Below are 16,808 nucleotides of genomic sequence, written 5' to 3' on the forward strand. Positions count from 1 at the left end.
GGGGTTGCCGATCCCTGTGGTGCCGACGACGACCTTGTAGGTGACCGAGGTGCCGACGCCGATCTGCTCGGCGCTGGCGGTCTTGTCGTAGACGTGCGTGATGCCGACAGTGCTGGCGTCACGCTTCTCGGCGTGGCTGCTGATCGAGCAGGAGCCCGCCGCGGCGGCGGTGCCGGAACCGAGAGCGACACCGACACCGGCGACGACCAGAGCGGTGGTGGCGACGCCCGCGGCGATACGCGAAGTCCGGATCATGATTTTCCTCCAAGCCCCGGCGAAGTCGGCCGGGACGAATTCCTCATCGAGTGGTCTATCCCCCTCTGACCAGAAGGTATCCGGTGGACTGGACGGTTGTCCTGGAAAACAAGAACGTGTTCTCATATTTGTGGAAGATTATCGTTTCACTCTCGAGGCGGGGTCGTCGGGGGTAGCATCCGAGATTTTTCGGCATCGGCGAACCGACCCGAAAACCGCTCACCGGCCGCCCGCCGGAGCGCCGGACGGCCGGTGAGCGGGTGTCAACCCCGCTATACGGACTACTTCCCCGGCAGCTCGTTGTGGCCGCCGAACGCCTTACGCATGGCCGAGAGCATCTTGTCGGCGTAGAGCGCCTCGCCGCGCGAGGAGAAGCGCTGGAACAGGGCCGCCGACAGCACCGGGACCGGCACGGCGGTGTCGATGGCGGCGTCGATCGTCCAGCGGCCCTCGCCGGAGTCCGAGACGCGACCGCTGTACCCGTCCAGGTTCGGGTCGGCGTACAGGGCGCTCGCGGTGAGGTCGAGCAGCCACGACGCGACGACCGAGCCGCGGCGCCACACCTCGGTGATATCCGGGATATCCAGGTCGTACCGGTAGTACTCGGGGTGCTCGAGCGGAGTCTCCTCGGCCGAGTGCTCGCCGTCGCCGTGCGCGGCGCCCACGTTGGCGTGCTGGAGGATGTTCAGGCCCTCGGCGTAGGCGGCCATCGCGCCGTACTCGATGCCGTTGTGGACCATCTTCACGAAGTGGCCCGCGCCGGCCGGGCCGCAGTGCAGCCAGCCCTGCTCGGCCGGGGTCGGCTCGCCGGTGCGGCCGGGGGTGCGCGGAGCGGCGTCGACGCCGGGCGCGATCGACTCGAACAGCGGCTCGAGGTACTTCACCTGCTCGGCCTCGCCGCCGATCATCAGGCAGAAACCACGCTCCAGACCGAACACGCCACCGGAGGTGCCGATGTCGAGGTAGTGGATGCCCTTGGGCGCCAACGCTTTCGCGCGCTTGATGTCCTCGTGGTAGCGGCTGTTACCGCCGTCGATGATGATGTCGCCCGGCTCGAGCAGCTCGGCCAGCGAGTCGATGGCGGCGCCGGTCGCGCCCGCCGGGATCATCACCCAGACGACGCGCGGGGCGTCGAGCATGGCGACGAACTCCTTCAGGTCGGTGCTGCCGTCGAAGCTGTCGCCGAGCTCGGCCTTGAGTTCGTCGATGTGACCCTGATGGCGTTCGTGACCGATCGCGGTGTTCCCGTCGCGCACGATGCGGCGCACGATGTTGGCACCCATCCGGCCGAGGCCGATCATTCCCAGCTGCATCAGTTCTCCCTCGTTGTGCGCGCTACCTGGTGTCGAGTCTCACGTGCGATTGTCTCGCGCGAGCGCGCGCAGCCGCAGGGCGGCCGTCAGCGGGTCGCGGTAAATGCTCGGAAAAACGGCTGTAACGCCCCGGAACGGACGCCGATAAACAGATCGGCTCCGTGTAGTTGCCAGACCCCCGACCCGGCAACTACGCGGAGCCTTCCTGCTGTCCATCCACTGTTGCCAGGGTGCCGAGGGCGACGAACACCATTACCCTTGGCCGAGGCCCCGCAAACACCTGGGGCCGGGCGCACCTGATCCAGGACGACGCCATACCACCCAACGGAAGGACCTCCGTGCCCAGCGAGTCGAACGTCGGCGGACCGGCCGACCGACCAAGGGGCGAGGTCGGACTACGCAAGCTGCTCGAAGCAAATCGCACTTTCGATGCCGACGTCACCGCCGCCCTGCCCACCCAGCCCCTAGCCACCGTGACCCGTGACGGCTGGTCGCCCGCGCCCGCGCCCGCACCCGCTCCGGCGGGCCCGCAGCCGCCGACCGGCTCCGGCACCCCACAGCTGGCCAAGCGCATCGGTATCGCCGTCGGCGCCGTGTTCGCCGTCGGCGCCGCCGCCTACCTGGCCGACCTGGCCCTGAGCATCGGCGAGGTGCCGCGCGGCACCGTCGTCGCCGGGGTCGACATCGGCGGTATGGACAAAGCCGAGGCGAACGCCTTACTCCACGACGAGCTCGGGCCGAGGGCCGAACGCCCGCTCCCGGTCCGGATCGGCGACGTGCAGGCCAGCCTGGTGCCGGCCGTTGCCGGGCTCCAGGTGAACTGGGACGGCACCTGGGACGCCGTCGGCGACCAGCCGCTCAACCCGGTGCGCCGGCTGATCTCGCTGTTCGGCACCCGCGACGTCCAGGTGGTCAGCACCGTGGACGGGGCGGCGCTGGATCAGCAGGTGGCCGGTTTCCAGGTCCACGACAACCCGACCGTCGAGGGCACGGTGCGGTTCGACAACGGCAGGCCGGTCGCGGTCGCGCCGGTGCCCGGCCGCGTGCTCGACACCGCCGCCGCGCGCACCACGATCACCGAGCGGTGGGCGTCGAGCAGCGAACTGGACCTGCCGGTGGTGGCCGCACCCGTCGCGGTGCGGACCGAGGCCGTGCAGGCCGCACTGCGCGATATCGCCACTCCGGCGATTTCCGCGCCGATCACGGTGAGCGGCAAGGACATTCGCGCCGTGCTCACGCCGGAGCAGATCGCCCGCGTGCTCACCTTCGTGCCCGACGGCAACGGCGGTCTGGCGCCCAAGATCGACAACGACGCCGCGATCGCCCTGCTCGCACCACAATTGGCGACCTCGGAGGTGGAGCCCAAGGACGCCACCTTCACCGTCGGCGCGGGCAAGCCGACGGTGGTGCCCGCCGTGGTGGGCAACAAGGTCGACTGGCCCAAGACGCTGGAGAAGCTGCCCGCGCTGCTCACCGCCACCGGCAACCGCACCACCGAGGCGGTGTACCAGCGAATCGAGCCGAAGCTCACCACCGACGCCGCCAACGCGCTTGGCATCACCGAGATGGTCGGCCAGTTCACCACCGGCGGCTTCAGCGGCCCGTCCGGGGTGAACATCCGCACCGTCGCCGCCAAGGTCGACGGCGCGGTGGTGAAGCCGGGAGATACCTTCTCGCTCAACGAGTTCACCGGACCGCGCACCGCCGCGGAGGGGTATGTCGAGTCCGGCATCATCGACAAGGGCAGGCCGAGCACCGCGGTCGGCGGCGGCATCAGCCAGTTCGCCACCACGCTGTACAACGCCGCTTACTTCGCCGGTATGGAGGACGCGGGTCACACCGAGCACAGCTACTACATCTCGCGGTACCCGGCGGCGCGCGAAGCCACCGTGTTCGACGGGGCGATCGACCTGGCGTTCCGCAACAACACCGCGACCGGCATCTACATCCAGACGGTCGCGACGGGCTCGGACATCACCGTGCGCCTGTGGGGCACCAAGACCGTCGACGTGGAGTCGATCACCGGCGAGAAGTCGAAACCGACCGAGCCGCAGGAGATCACCCTGCCCAAGGGCAAGGACTGCATCGCCTCCGAGGGCGCGCCCGGCTTCACCATCTCCGACACCCGGGTGATCACCGATCGCAAGACCGGCGCCCAGGTGTCGCGGCACACCCGGACCGTGAAGTACGACCCGATCCCGATCGTGAAGTGCGAGTGAGGGTTTACTAGCAGTTGCAGTCGCAGCTGCAGCAGTCGCCGCAGCCGCAGTCCTCACCGCAGCAGTTGCCGCAACAGTCACCGCAATCGCAGCAGTCGCCGCAATCGCAGTGCTTGGCCCAGGCGTCCTTCTGCTCGCCGGTGCACGGGCTGGTGTGGTCGACACAGCAGGCCACACCGGTGCAGTAGACGCCCAGGATCAGCCCGCCCGCCTTGAGCGGGCCGGGCCGGTTCGGGCGGCGCCCCGGCGGGGACGGGAACTGATACGGCGCGTGCTGTCGCGCGGTGGGCGACGTGCGGCAGACATGGCCGACGGCCAGGCCGAGGCCCTGGCCCAGCCTGCGCAGCAGCGCCGACAGCGGGTCGAGCAGGGCCCAGCGGACGGTGGGCAGCTGGTCGAGCTTCGCCTCGGCGGCGGCCGCGCGGACGCGGGATTCGCTCTCGCGCAGCAGATCATAGGCGCGGGGCAGATCGGTGCCGGTGGCCTCGAGCGGGTTGAAACGGCCGCGCAGGCGATCGCGTTCGAGGTCCTCGATGGCGTCGGCGAGGTGAGCGATGCGGCCGACATGGCGGCCGATCTCCTCCAGTGCCGCGACGTTGTCGGGGCGACCGGCCAGGGTCGCGGTGTGACCGAAGAGGGTGGCGGCGCAGAGCTGGGTCGGGCCGGTCAGCTGATCGAGCGTGATCGGCGGGACGCGCGACTCGTCGCCAAGCGTCGTGACGGTCGGGTCGACGGAGGATCGGGGCAGCGCACCGAAACCCGCAGCGCCAGCAGGGCCGCCGCCCTCGGCCAGTGCCTCCAGCGCAGGCTGGCTGTCGATCGCGGTGACCAGCGGCCCGATGTCGAGTCCGATCAGGTCGGCCTGCGCCCGCGCCGCCGCCGACCACTTGCCGGAGACCCGGCGCATCGGCGGGCGAGCGAGTCGACCGGCGTCACCGTCGTCGACGTGGTCGCGAATCTTGGCCGCTCCCAACAGCAGTGAGGCGGCAGCGGCCAGCTGCACGCCCGGCGCGTTCGCCGCGACGACGGAGGCGCGGCGCATCCCGCGCAGGGGGCAGGGGCCCGCGGTCGTGCGCGCGCCCACGTCGCCGGTCTGCGCCTCGGTGAGCACGCTGAGCACGATGGCGTCGGTGTTGGTCGCCGCGCGGGCCAGTTGACCGTGTCCGTCGCGCAGTCCCAGGCACAGCCCACACATGTGCGCCTGCCACTGCCCCGGATCGATGCCGTATTTCGCCGCGCCGTGCGCACACGGCTTCAACACACCGAACACTGCCACCCCGTCTGTCGTGAATCCTCTCGCCGAGCACGATGGCAGGTCGACGCGGCGCGGGCAACCGGTGGCGCGCTACTCGGCCTTCTTGCGACCGGCCAGACCGCGCCAGGCCAGATCGTCGAGCAGATCGACGGCCTCGGCCACTTCGATCCGCCCGCCGGCGACCCGGTCGGCGATCGCCTCGCCCGCCCCGATCACCGCGGCCGCGACGACCTCGAAATTGGTGCCGGGATCGGCGTGCTTGGCACTGGACTCGAGCAGTTTGGCGGTGAGCTCGATGACGCGCTCGCGCGCGTTGTCGATCTCGGACGCGAAAGCTTGCTGACCGATTGCCTGCCGGTAGAGCACCTGCCACGACTGCCGATTGCGATCGACGAAATCGAGGAAGCCCTCCAGCGCCGTGCGCACCTGCTCGTGCGGGGTGAGTTGCGGGTTGCCCGCCGGCGCGACGGCCTCGATGAAGCGCAGGCCCTCGCGCTGGATGCAGGCCCGGAACAACTCGTCCTTGGAGCCGTAATACAGGTAGAGCATGGGCTTGGAGATTTTCGCCTCGGCGGCGATGGCGTCCATCGAGGTGTCGTGGAAGCCCTTGCGTGCGAATACCTCGACGGCGGCGTCGAGCATCTGCTGCTCACGAACCGCCCGGGGAAGTCGCTTCGTTCCGCCCGCCATCCACTCTCCTACCGCAGGGTGAACCCCTATATTACTCCAAGGTAAGTTCGCCCGTGCCCATTTGCCGCACAGTCGCCGGGCTGCCTCAGCAGCCCAGCGGTGCGCCCTTGTAGCGCGCCATCCGCAGCACGGAGGCGTCGACCCGGTCGGCGGGCAGTTTGCCACTCGCCACCGACTGTTCCAAACGATCGAGCACCTCGGGCACCGCGTCGGTACTGATCCACAGGGCATTGTCGGCGCCGGCGACCAGCGCCGCCTCCACCGCGTCGGCGATCGACATGCGGGCGGTGATGGCCGCCATCCCGCCGAGATCGTCGGTGAAGATCGGTCCATCGAACGGCGGCGCGCCGTAGCCGGTGCCCTCGCGCAGCAGCGACATCACGGCCGGGCTGATGCTGGCGGGGACGTCGGGCTCGGTCAGGCCGGGCACGTCGAGGTGGCCCACCATCACGGCCGCGCCGGAGTTCACCAGGTTCCGGAACGGGACCAGGTCCTTGTTCTGCAGCTCCGACAGCGGCGGGGTTCGGACCGCGCCGGTGTGCGAGTCGCCGGACCCCGAGCCGTGGCCGGGGAAGTGCTTCATGACCGCGCCGAGGCCGACCTCGTTCGAGGCGCGGATGTAGGCGCCCGCGAACTCGGTGACGACCTGGGGGTCGTCGCTGTAGGAGCGGTCGCCGATGACGCTGTCGGCGGGCTGGCTGCTCACATCGACGTCGGGGGCGAAGTCGACGGTGACACCGAGGTCCTTCAGGGCCTTCGACCTGACCAGCGTGTTCTGGTAGTGCTGCTCGGGCGTCTGGGTCTGCGCGATCTCCCTGGCCGAGGGCGCGACGCCGATGAGGTTCTTGGCGCGCGAGACCCGCCCGCCCTCCTCGTCGATGGTCACCATCAACGGCGCCTTGGCCAGCGCCTTCACCGCGTCCAACTGAGTGTTGTTCAGCAGGCCGGGATCGGTCCAGCTGCCGATGAAGATGCCGCCGACCTGCTCGGTGCTCACCACGTTCGTGGCGTCGGCCGCGCCGGTGATGCCGACCGTCAGCAGCTGCGCGAGTTTCTCCCGCTGGGTGAGTTTCGCGAGATAGTCGGCGCCGCAAGCGGATTGCGCGGGCGTGCCCGTCACGGGCGACGTCGCGTCGGTGCTTTGCGCCGAGGCGGGAGCGCCGCTGCTGCTCGCCGCGGGGGTCGTCTCGGTCGACGATCCTCCCGAACAGGCGGTGGCGACGGCGGCCAGGACTGCGAACACGACCACAGGCGATTTCCGCATGCGCTCCACGGTAGCCCCGTTCCCGCGCGACCCGCGGCACCGGATCCGGATTGAACCTCGCGCAGCGGGGGTAACCTGACTGCACAAGACGCTGTACCAGCGCAGGAGGTCGTCATGGCTTGCGATCGGATGCTCATCGCCTACGACGGTTCCGAACACGCCAAGCGGGCTATCGAGTACGCGGGCCGCTTCCTCACCGCCGAGCGCGCGATCCTGCTCACCGCCTGGGAACCCATGGTGCGCCAGGCCGCCCGCATCTCCGGGCTGGCCGGGGTGATGCAACCGGACTGGGTGCCCGACGAGGAGATCGAGGACATCGCCTACACCGATGCCCGCAAGATCAACGCCGAGGGCGTGCACCTGGCGAAACTGGCCGGGATCGACGCCGAACCGCGCACCGTCGAGTGCACGACCACGATCTGGAACGCGATCGTGGACTGCGCCGACGAGCTCGACGTCGACATCATCGTCGCCGGTACCCGCGGCGCCACCGGACTGCGCGCGCTGCTGCACAGCAGCGTGGCCGAGGCGGTGCTCAAGCACGGACACCGGCCGGTGTTGCTGGTGCCGCCCGAGCACTGAGAGTTCGATCGCTCCCCGGTTCCGGGGCACAGTCGGCGAAGCTATGGTCGAAGCACCATGAACCGATTCCTGCTGGCCCGCCCCGACGGGGTGCTGCGCGCGGCGGGGGTGCGCGCGAGCTACCCCGACCCGCGACAGGCCGTCGACGCGCTGCGCCGGTGGACCTCGCCCGGCAGCGGAGCCGGTCCGCGGCTGATCGTCGGCGCGCTGCCGTTCGATCCGGGCGAGCCCGCGGCGCTGTGGCAGCCCGAGACCGCACTGCACACGGCCGGACCGTGGCGGCCCGCCGCGCTGCCGGAACTGCCCGCGGTCCGCGTCGTCGCCGAACTGCCCAGCGCGGCCGAACACGTGGCGCGGGTGACCAAGCTGATCGAACAGCTCGGGGATCCCGGCACCGAGCTGCGCAAGGTGGTCGCCGCGCGGACCCTGCTGATCGAGGCCGACGCGCCGCTGGAACCGGAGGTCGTCGCCGGTCAGCTGCTGACCCGGCATCCGAACGCCAATGTCTACGCGGTGGATCTGACGGCCGCGGGCCGACCGGGCGAGACGCTGCTCGGCGCGACGCCGGAGGTGCTCGTCGCGCGGCACGGCACCCGCGTCAGCCTGCATCCGCTGGCGGGCACCCTGCCCCGCCTCGCCGATCCGCGGGCCGACGCGGCCCAGGCCCGGGAGCTGTTGTCCAGCACCAAGAACCACGACGAGCACGGCTACGTGATCGAGTGGATCCGGCAGCAGCTGACCCCGGTCTGCCGCGAGCTGCACATCCCCGACGCGCCCGAACTGCTGAGCACCGAACAGGTCTGGCACCTGGCCACCCCGATCCACGGCGTGCTGCGCGACCCGGCGACCACCGCGCTCGACCTGGCGCTGCTGCTGCATCCGACACCCGCGGTCAACGGGACGCCGTTCGCCGCCGCGCTCGCCGCGATCACCGCCGACGAGCCGCGCCGCGGCTTCTACGGCGGGGCGGTCGGCTGGTGCGCCGACGACGGCGACGGCGAATGGGTGGTCGCGATCCGTGGCGCCGAGCTCGCGGCCGACGGGCGCACCCTGCGCGCGAGCGCGGGCGGCGGGATCGTGGCGGCGTCGGATCCGGCGGCCGAGCTCGCCGAGACCACCGCCAAATTCCGCACACTGCTCGGCGCGCTGCGTTGCGGCGTGCCCGAACACTGACCTGACGGGTGACACCTGCTAGGTTGGCCGAAGTACCACCCCGACGTCGAGCGTATTGGAGTGCGCGATGAAGTTTGCTGTTCCGGCTGTTGCCAGCGCGGTCGGCGGCGCCCTGCTGAGCGCAATCGCCGTCTTCGCGATCACGGCCGCGGTGCAGCAGAACACGGCGCCGGAGATCGACCGCAGCGGTGACAAGGATTCCTCGCTGCTCAACGCTCCTGAATACGGCAGCCGCTGAGTCCGACGCCCGCGCGTCACGCCCCCTAGCGGGGCACCCGGACACGGCTCCACTGGGTTGGCGCTGGTTCGTCGGCACGGTCGTAGCCGCCTTCGTCCTGACATTCGCGCAGGCGCCAGGGCTCACCGTCGCGGACACCAAGTACGACCTCGCCCAGAACCCGCTGGGGTTCCTCGCACGGGCGTCGCACCTGTGGAGCAGTCAAGCTCCGATGGGCCAGGTGCAGAACCAGGCCTACGGCTACTTCTTCCCGCACGGCACCTTCTTCTCCGCCGGTCATCTGCTGCACCTGCCCGCCTGGGTGACTCAACGCCTCTGGTGGGCGCTGCTGCTGCTGGCCGGGTTCTGGGGCATCGTCAAGCTGTGCGAGACGCTGGGAATCGGCGCGCGCGGTTCGCGGGTGATCGCCGGTATCGCGTTCGCGCTGTCGCCGCGGGTGCTCACCACGCTCGGCTCGATCTCCTCGGAGACGCTGCCGATGATGCTGGCGCCGTGGGTGCTGCTGGCGCCGGCCGCCCTCGGGGTCGCGGTGCGCAGGATTCGGCGCGGCGGGGCGCTCTCCCCGGCCGGTAGCGCCCTCGCGCTGGCCCTGATGGGCTCGGTGAACGCCGTCGCGACCGTGGCCGCGTTCCTGCCCGCCGCGCTCTGGTGGGCCTCCTACCGGCCGAATCGGCGCTGGTGGCGGTTCACGGCCGCGTGGATTCCGCTGCTGGTGCTGGCGACCTTCTGGTGGGTCGTGCCGCTGCTGCTGCTCGGCAAGGTGAGCCCGCCGTTCCTCGACTACATCGAGTCCTCGGGGGTGACGACGCAGTGGGCCTCGCTGAGCGAGGTGCTGCGCGGCACCGACAGCTGGACCCCGTTCGTCTCGCCGGAACGCATCGCGGGCGCGGTGCTGGTCACCCAGCCCGCCGCGGTGCTGGCGACCGGGCTGCTCGCGGCGGCCGGCATGGCCGGACTGGCCAGGTCGGCCATGCCCTACCGGGGCCGGTTCACGTTGATCCTGCTGGTCGGGCTCGCCGGCATCTGCGCGGGCTACGTCGGCGAACTCGGTGGTCCGTTCGCCGAGTCGGTGCGGGTGTTCCTCGACTCCGGCGGCGCGCCGCTGCGCAATGTGCACAAGCTGGAACCGCTGATCCGGCTGCCGCTGGTGGTCGGGCTCGCCCATCTGCTCGGCCGGGTGCCGCTGCCCGCCTCGGTGCCGCTGCGCGAGTGGCGCAACAGCTTCGCGCATCCGGAACGCGACCGCATCGTCGCGGTCGCGGCGCTGATCCTGGCCGCGCTCACCCTGGCCACCTCGCTGGCCTGGACCGGCAAGCTCGCGCCGCGCGGCGCCTACGACCGGGTGCCCGCGTACTGGACCGACACCGCCGAGTGGCTGGCGGACAACGCCGCCGACACCCGTGCGCTCGTCGTGCCCGGCGCGCCGTTCGGCAGCCAGATCTGGGGGCTGACCCGCGACGAACCGTTGCAGGCGCTGGCCAGTACCCCCTGGGCCGTGCGCGATTCGGTCCCGCTGAATCCGCCGGGCACCATCCGCGCGATGGATTCGGTGCAGCGGCTCATCGCCGACGGCAGACCGTCGACCGGGCTGGCCGCCACCCTCGCCGACCAGGGCATCGGCGTCCTGGTGCTGCGCAACGACCTCGACCCCGAGACCTCCCGCTCGACCCGGCCGATGCTGGCGCACCGGGCGATCGAGGGCTCGCCGGGCCTGACGAAGGTGGCCGAATTCGGCGCGCTGATCGGGCCGCGCGCCGCGGACGCGGGCTTGGTCGTCGACAACGACCTCCAGCCCGCCTACCCGGCGATCGAGATCTACCGGGTCGAGGTGCCGTCGCCGGGGACCCCGGCGCAGGTGCGCGGCGGGACCGGCGCGCCGCCGGGATTCCCCGGCGCCTACACCGTGCCGCTGGATTCGGTACCCGTCGTCCAGGGCGGCCCCGAAGTGCTCGAACGGATCCGGCGCGACACCGGAAACCCCACGGCCCCCGTGCTTCTCACCGCGGATGCGGCGCGCGCCGACCTGCCGCCGAAGCCGGTCCTGCTGACCGACACGCCGATGGATCGCGAGTCCGATTTCGGCCGGGTCGACAATCACAACTCCGCCGTCCGCGCCGCCGACGATGCCCGGCGCACCCACAACCTGGTGCCCGACTACCCGGTCGAGGGCACGCCCCTGGTCCAGGGCGAATGGTCCGGCGCGAAGGTGACCGCGTCCAGTTCCGCCGCCGACGCCACCCAGATCGGCGGCGCCGCGCCCGGCAGCTCGACGGCCGCCGCCGTCGACGGCGACCCGAGCACCGCCTGGATCAGCAACGGCGCCGAGCCCGCGCTCGGGCAGTGGCTGCGGCTCGATCTGGACAAGCCGATCACCACCGGCTCGCTGCGTTTCACCACCACCGCCGCCGCCCTGGGCGATCCGGTGAAGTGGGTCGAAGTCCGTACCTCCCGGGGCACGGTGTCGGCGCGGATCGCCGAACCCGGTGCGCCGGTGACCGTTCCGCTGCCCGCGGGCAAGACCGACTGGGTCATGGTCACCGCCGCGCGGACCGAGACCGGCACCAGCGGTGGCCAGTTCGGGATCAGCGAACTGACCCTCGACGACTACACCGTGCGCGACGCGCCGGTGCGGGTCGACATCCGGCACCGGGTGGTGCTGCCCGACGTCGCGCCCGGCACCACCGTGACCGGCTGGGACCTCGGCCAGGAATTCCCCGGCCGCAGCGCCTGTTTCGACGGCCCCGACCGGGTGCACTGCAGCAAGGGACTCGGCCTGCCCGCCGAGGAGCCCGGCGTCTTCGGCCGCACCCTCGCCGTTCCCGAACCGCTCACCGCCACCACCGACCTGACCGTGCGCACCCGGCCGGGCCCGGCGCTCGAGGCCCTGCTCACCGACCACACCCGTCCGGTGGCGCGCGGCAAGGCCGATGTCGGCGACCTGCGCGGCGCGGCCTTCGCCGCCACCGACGGCGACCCGAAGACCACCTGGACCGCGCCGGAGGCCACCGTCCGTGGGCTCGCCGGGGCCAAACCCACACTGGTGCTGGAACTTCCGGAGCCCACCGAGGTCACCGGGCTCGACCTCACCACCGCGCTCGGCGGACTTCCCGCGACCGCTACCGCCGTCGCGGTGAATCTCGGCAACGGGCCCCAGGTGCGGGAACTGCCCGAGCGCGAACACGGCGAACCCGCGCGGATCTCGCTGTACCCCACCGTCACCGATCGCATCGAGATCAGCATCCAGAGCTGGAACGAGGTGCTCGATCGCACCGCGCTCGGCTTCGTGCTCACCCAGCCGCCCGGCCTCGCCGAGGTGGAGGTGCTCGGGCCCGAGTACCCGGCGCACGCCGCGAACGACCGGCTGGTCACCATCGGCTGCGCGGACGGTCCCGTGATCGCGATCGGCGGCCGCACCGTGCACACCACGATCACCGCCACCGCCGACGAACTGCGTTCCGGCGCACCGGTGTCGGCGCGGGCGTGCGCCGAGGACGCGGCCGATATCGAACTGCTGCCCGGGCATCCCGACCTCACCGTCGCGCCGACCGAGCTGTTCACCGTCGACCGGCTGCGGCTGGTGCGCACTGATCCGATCGCGCAGGCACCCGCCGATCCGGGCACGCGACTGCTCGTGCTCCCGCTGAGCACCAATGTCGGCTGGCAGGCGCACACCGCCGACGGGCGCGAGTTGGCGCCGGTGGTCGTCGACGGGTGGCAGCAGGCGTGGCTCGTCCCGGCGGGCACGACCGGGGAGATCACCGTGTCGTTCCCGGCCGACCGCTGGTACCGGCTCGCCATCTTCGGCGGGTTGCTGCTGTTGATCCCGCTGGCGCTGCTGGCGATTCCGCGGCGGCGTCCGGTGCCGGATCCCGGTCCGGCGCCCGGGACCTGGGGTCCGCGCTGGATCGGCGCGATCGGGCTCACCGGGGTGGCGGCCGTCGTGTCCGGTCCCTTCGGGGCGGTGTGCTCGGTGCTCGCGCTGGCCGGGAGCTGGTACCGGCCGGTGCTGACGGCGAAGGTGTCGCCCTGGGTGGCGGGGCTGGGGACGCTGATCTCGGCGGCCGTGCTGTCGACCGGGACGTGGCGGTCGGGGACCACCTATATGGGCGGCTCGCTGTGGGCACAGGCACCCGCGGTCCTCGCGGTCATCGCGGTCGGTGTCGCGGCGCTACCGCGTCGCCGACGCTGACCCTGCTCGGCGCGGCGTCAGGCGTCGATCAGCGCGTTGTCGGCGGCAGGGCGGCACCACCGGGATCGGCGGGCTCGCGCGGCGGCGGGCTCGACGCGGCCTGCCTGCGGGCGGCTGCCTTCGCCGTGGCGGCCTGATCCCAGCGCCGGGCCAGTCGTCGCGCCGGGTCCTCGATCAACGCGAAGCTCGCGGCGGCGAGCGGCAGGGTGAGCGCGGTGGTGAGCCCGAGGACGTAGAGGAAGTTGCCGTTGAACGGCAGCAGGCCGAACACCGGGAACACCATGGTGAGCACGACCAGATGCCACAGGAAGATGCCGTAGGACCAGCGGCCGAGGGTGGCCGCGGTCGGCGATTCCAGCCAGCGATGCGGTGCCGCGTTCCCGGGACGCAGCACCAGCGGGGCGAGCAGGCCGAACCCGATGATCGTGCCGAGCAGCATCTTCATCGCGTACTGCCACGGCTGAGCGCGCTCGAGCCCGGCGGGGCCGCCGAACTCGGTCGCCGAGAGCAGGAAGGCGGCCAGCGCGATCGCCCACATCAGCGGCTGACTCGCGAACGGGCGGTGCCACCAGGTACCGGGGCGCGCCTGGTAGATCAGCTCCGCGAGCAGCATGCCCGCCGCGAACCACGGCAGATAGCCCGGCAGCCAGTTGTCGGCGTGGATGCCGTCCGGGGTCGGGACGGGCCACAGGTTCCAGGTCAGCGTCACCGCCATCAGCGCGCAGATCACCGGGACTCGCAGGCGGGCGGCGGTGCCGCGCAGCCGCACGATCGCGACCGCCAGCAGCGGCAGCACCAGGTAGAACGCCACCTCCACCGACAGGCTCCACATCTGCGTGAGGCCCTCGGTCAGGGTCAGCGGCACGAACACCTGCAACAGGAACAGATTCGACACCCACACCCGCAAATTCGCCGACTGCGCCGCGCCGGGCAGCAACACCAACACGAACGCCACGACCGCCCAGTACGCGGGCACGATCCGCATCAGGCGATGCAGCAGATAACGCGCCGTGCTCGGGGCGGCGCCGAGCCCACGCGCGACCGCCGCGTGCGGGCGCCACAGCAGATAGCCCGACAGCGCGAAGAACACCGCGACCGCCATGTCGAAGCGTTCCAGGATCGGGCCGAGCACGGCGATCCCGCTCGCGCCGGTCTGGAACGCGACGTGGGTCAACAGCACACCGAGTGCCGCCATCCCGCGCATCCCTTCGAGGGCGGGATTGAAGGCGCGAGGCGGTGAAACGGGGGCGGTGGCGGTCGTCATCACGCTCCAGTCTGCCGTGTCGGCGATTTACCGGGCGCACCACGGCACACTGTGCGGTCGGGCTGTTAGTGTCGGGGCTCACGAGGGCCTAGGGTGCTTTACCAGACCACCGGAGGATCCGTGTTCGAACGACGAGGAGAGTTTGCATGGCACTGAGTGCCGGTACCAGAAGGACGGTCGCCTGCGTGCTCGTGGGTCTGGGCGCGGCATTACTCGTCGCCGCGCTGATGATCCCCACCTACACCGTGAGCAAGGTGGCCAAGACTCCGCTCGACCTCGAGATCACCACGATCGCCGAGAACCAGAAGGGTGAGGACAGCCTTGTCCTCGACTCCAAATCGCTGACCACCGGCGACGGCCCCGCCGTCGTGAACAAGGACGTGCCGCTGGTCTCGCAGCGCTTCGTCACCGTCGAGGAGCCCTCCGACGCCGACGAGATGACGCTGCAGGCAGGCCAGACGCTGCGCCGCACCGACGTGCAGGGCGACACGGGTCTGCTCACCGCGACCATCGACCGGGTCACCATCTCGCGCACCACGGGCGAGCCGGTCGACACCGAGCCCAACGGCTCGATCGCGGTCACCGTCAACAAGGACGGCAGCGTCATGGAGCCGGTGCAGCACACCGGCCTCGGCTACCGCTTCCCGATCGGCACCGAGAAGAAGACCTACCCGTACTTCGACATCAACGTGCGCAAGTCCTTCGACGCGAACTTCATCGAAGAGACCGAGATCAACAACACGAAGGTCTACCACTTCCAGATGACCGCGCCGGTCACCAGCACATGGGACGTCGTGCAGTCGCCGACCAACCGGCTGACCCTGCCCGCGTCGAAGTGGGGCGTCACCGACGTGCCCGCCGACCAGCCCGTCACCATGACCCGCTACTACACCAACGTGCGTGACCTGTGGGTCGAGCCGCAGACCGGCACCGTCATCAAGGGCGGCGAGTCGATCCACCTGTTCTACGCCCGCTCGGCGGACAAGCCCGAGGTCACCGCGCTCAAGTCGCACATCGTGTTCGACGAGAACACCGTCGAGTCGCAGATCGCGATCGCCAAGGAGAACACCGACAAGCTGTCGCTGTTCGGCCGCGTCGTCCCGATCGTGTTCGGCATCCTCGGCGTGATCGCCCTGCTCGCCGGCCTGTTCCTCGGCCTGCGCGGTGGCAACACCCCGCAGCACGCCAGCCCGCGTGGCACCCGTCCGACGCCCGCCCCCACGGCGGCCCCCGACGACGCCTCCTCGAACTGGGATGCCGACGACGCGCCGACCACCCAGTTCACCCGGGGTGACTACGACGCGCCGACCGAGCAGATCGATATCAACAAGCGTCCCTGAGCGACAAGCTCCCGACAACGGCCCCGGTCATCACGACCGGGGCCGTTGTCGTTTCCGGGATCCGGGTGACGCGCCGAATCGCGGTGCGGGCGAGTGTGCCGGATCGGAGTCGCGGTGCGGGCGGGCCGGTTGGCCGACTTCGGAGCCGGAACGGCCGGGGCTGGACGGCTCGCGGTGCACGCGGGCGACCTACAAGCGCCGCAGCGACCGGCGCCGGGCCGGCCGTGCGCGCGGCCGACTTACGGAGCCGGAACGGCCGGGGCCGGAGCCGGGGTGGTGGTGCGGGCGGCTGTGCGCAAGACGACGACCGCGACGATCAGGGTGGTCACGGCGGCTACCGAGACGGCGGTGGTGATCAGGGCGCCGATGGTGCGGGCGAAGGTGAGCATGAGGGTCACCTCCAGGACCAGGCCGATCCAGGTGACGGCGGCCAGCGCGGTGCGTTCGACGGCGATCGCGGACAGCAGAGCGCCCTGGAGGACGGCCAGGATGGCGCCGTGCAGGGCGAACATCCACAGCATGCCCTGGATCGGCGCGTAGTCCTGCCCGGCGAACAGCGGGGCGAGCGGAGCGGCCAGCGCGGCACCGATCACCGCGACGACGCCGATGATCGACAGCACCGACAGCGCGTCGCGGATCGCGCGCGCCGAATGCGAGGGCTGGGCCATGCGCGGATACAGCACGACCCCGACCGCCTGCGGCAGCCAGAACGCGATCTTCGTGGCGATGGTGCCCAGCGAGTAGCGGCTCGCGTCGACGTCGTCGAGGACGATCCGCACGACGATCAGGTCCGCCGACGACAACGCCATCAGCGCCGCCTGCACCTGCACCGCCCGCAGCACCGGCAGCACACCGATCGCCCGGCTCTTGGCCGCAGCTTCGCGCGAGCGCGGATCGGGTTCCTGCTCGCGCGCGGCCGATCGAGCGATGCGACCGGCGATGATCGCCGCGCAGACGATGCCCGCCGCCCCGGCCCACAGCGCGCCCGCCGCGCCGCCGCCGACCGCCAGGGCCACCAGCGCGGGC

The 16,808-nt window shown here is 71.1% G+C and carries 11 protein-coding genes and 2 pseudogenes; 6 read left to right on the forward strand and 7 right to left on the reverse strand.

What is annotated here, in order from left to right:
* A pseudogene (locus tag ATM97_RS01095) lies at window positions 1-255 on the reverse strand (hypothetical protein); the annotation flags it as partial.
* 281 nt (window positions 256-536) lie between these two features.
* Window positions 537-1,568, reverse strand: a complete 1,032-nt coding sequence (gene gnd / locus ATM97_RS01100; protein WP_218716023.1) for a phosphogluconate dehydrogenase (NAD(+)-dependent, decarboxylating) — start codon at window positions 1,566-1,568, stop codon at window positions 537-539.
* A gap of 338 nt (window positions 1,569-1,906) precedes the next feature.
* Here gnd and ATM97_RS01105 point away from each other — a divergent pair, with 338 nt between their 5' ends.
* Window positions 1,907-3,787 carry a VanW family protein gene (locus tag ATM97_RS01105; RefSeq protein ID WP_218716024.1) on the forward strand — a complete coding sequence of 627 codons (1,881 nt, stop codon included), beginning with the start codon at window positions 1,907-1,909 and terminating at the stop codon, window positions 3,785-3,787.
* Between the two features lie 7 nt (window positions 3,788-3,794).
* Here the strand turns inward: ATM97_RS01105 and ATM97_RS01110 are convergent, their stop codons facing one another.
* From ATM97_RS01110 to ATM97_RS01120, 3 genes are all read right to left on the reverse strand, one after another.
* Entirely contained in the window at window positions 3,795-5,063 is a 1,269-nt protein-coding gene (locus tag ATM97_RS01110; RefSeq protein ID WP_308248324.1) for a DUF5685 family protein, read from the reverse strand.
* Between the two features lie 69 nt (window positions 5,064-5,132).
* A complete protein-coding gene (locus ATM97_RS01115) occupies window positions 5,133-5,732 on the reverse strand; it encodes a TetR/AcrR family transcriptional regulator (RefSeq protein ID WP_218716025.1) in 600 nt (199 codons plus the stop codon).
* Window positions 5,733-5,817: 85 nt separating this feature from the next.
* Window positions 5,818-6,996 (reverse strand): glycoside hydrolase family 3 N-terminal domain-containing protein, encoded by a 1,179-nt coding sequence (locus ATM97_RS01120; protein WP_218716026.1) that lies wholly within the window; start codon window positions 6,994-6,996, stop codon window positions 5,818-5,820.
* Window positions 6,997-7,110: 114 nt separating this feature from the next.
* On the opposite strand from ATM97_RS01120, the gene ATM97_RS01125 reads away from it, so the two are divergent.
* From ATM97_RS01125 to ATM97_RS01140, 4 genes are all read left to right on the forward strand, one after another.
* Window positions 7,111-7,578: a universal stress protein gene (locus ATM97_RS01125; RefSeq protein ID WP_218716027.1), complete on the forward strand. Its 468-nt coding sequence runs from the start codon at window positions 7,111-7,113 to the stop codon at window positions 7,576-7,578.
* Between the two features lie 57 nt (window positions 7,579-7,635).
* Window positions 7,636-8,751 (forward strand): isochorismate synthase MenF, encoded by a 1,116-nt coding sequence (locus ATM97_RS01130; RefSeq protein ID WP_218716028.1) that lies wholly within the window; start codon window positions 7,636-7,638, stop codon window positions 8,749-8,751.
* Between the two features lie 67 nt (window positions 8,752-8,818).
* Window positions 8,819-8,989, forward strand: a complete 171-nt coding sequence (locus ATM97_RS01135) for a DUF2613 domain-containing protein (RefSeq protein ID WP_218716029.1) — start codon at window positions 8,819-8,821, stop codon at window positions 8,987-8,989.
* Complete coding sequence (locus tag ATM97_RS01140) at window positions 8,970-13,178, forward strand: alpha-(1->3)-arabinofuranosyltransferase (RefSeq protein ID WP_218716033.1); 4,209 nt, start codon at window positions 8,970-8,972, stop codon at window positions 13,176-13,178. The genes ATM97_RS01135 and ATM97_RS01140 overlap by 20 nt, the downstream gene beginning before the upstream one ends.
* A 28-nt stretch (window positions 13,179-13,206) precedes the next feature.
* On the opposite strand, the gene ATM97_RS01145 is transcribed toward ATM97_RS01140, so the two are convergent.
* A complete protein-coding gene (locus ATM97_RS01145) occupies window positions 13,207-14,442 on the reverse strand; it encodes an acyltransferase (protein WP_218716030.1) in 1,236 nt (411 codons plus the stop codon).
* 146 nt (window positions 14,443-14,588) lie between these two features.
* On the opposite strand from ATM97_RS01145, the gene ATM97_RS01150 reads away from it, so the two are divergent.
* Window positions 14,589-15,782: a DUF3068 domain-containing protein gene (locus ATM97_RS01150; protein WP_218716031.1), complete on the forward strand. Its 1,194-nt coding sequence runs from the start codon at window positions 14,589-14,591 to the stop codon at window positions 15,780-15,782.
* A 239-nt stretch (window positions 15,783-16,021) separates the two neighbouring features.
* On the opposite strand, the pseudogene ATM97_RS01155 reads toward ATM97_RS01150, so the two are convergent.
* Window positions 16,022-16,808 (reverse strand): annotated as a pseudogene (locus ATM97_RS01155) (polysaccharide biosynthesis protein); the annotation flags it as partial.

Origin of the sequence: Nocardia sp. MH4 (assembly GCF_019266065.1) — a bacterium.
In the GTDB taxonomy this organism is placed as follows: Bacteria; Actinomycetota; Actinomycetes; order Mycobacteriales; family Mycobacteriaceae; genus Nocardia; species Nocardia canadensis.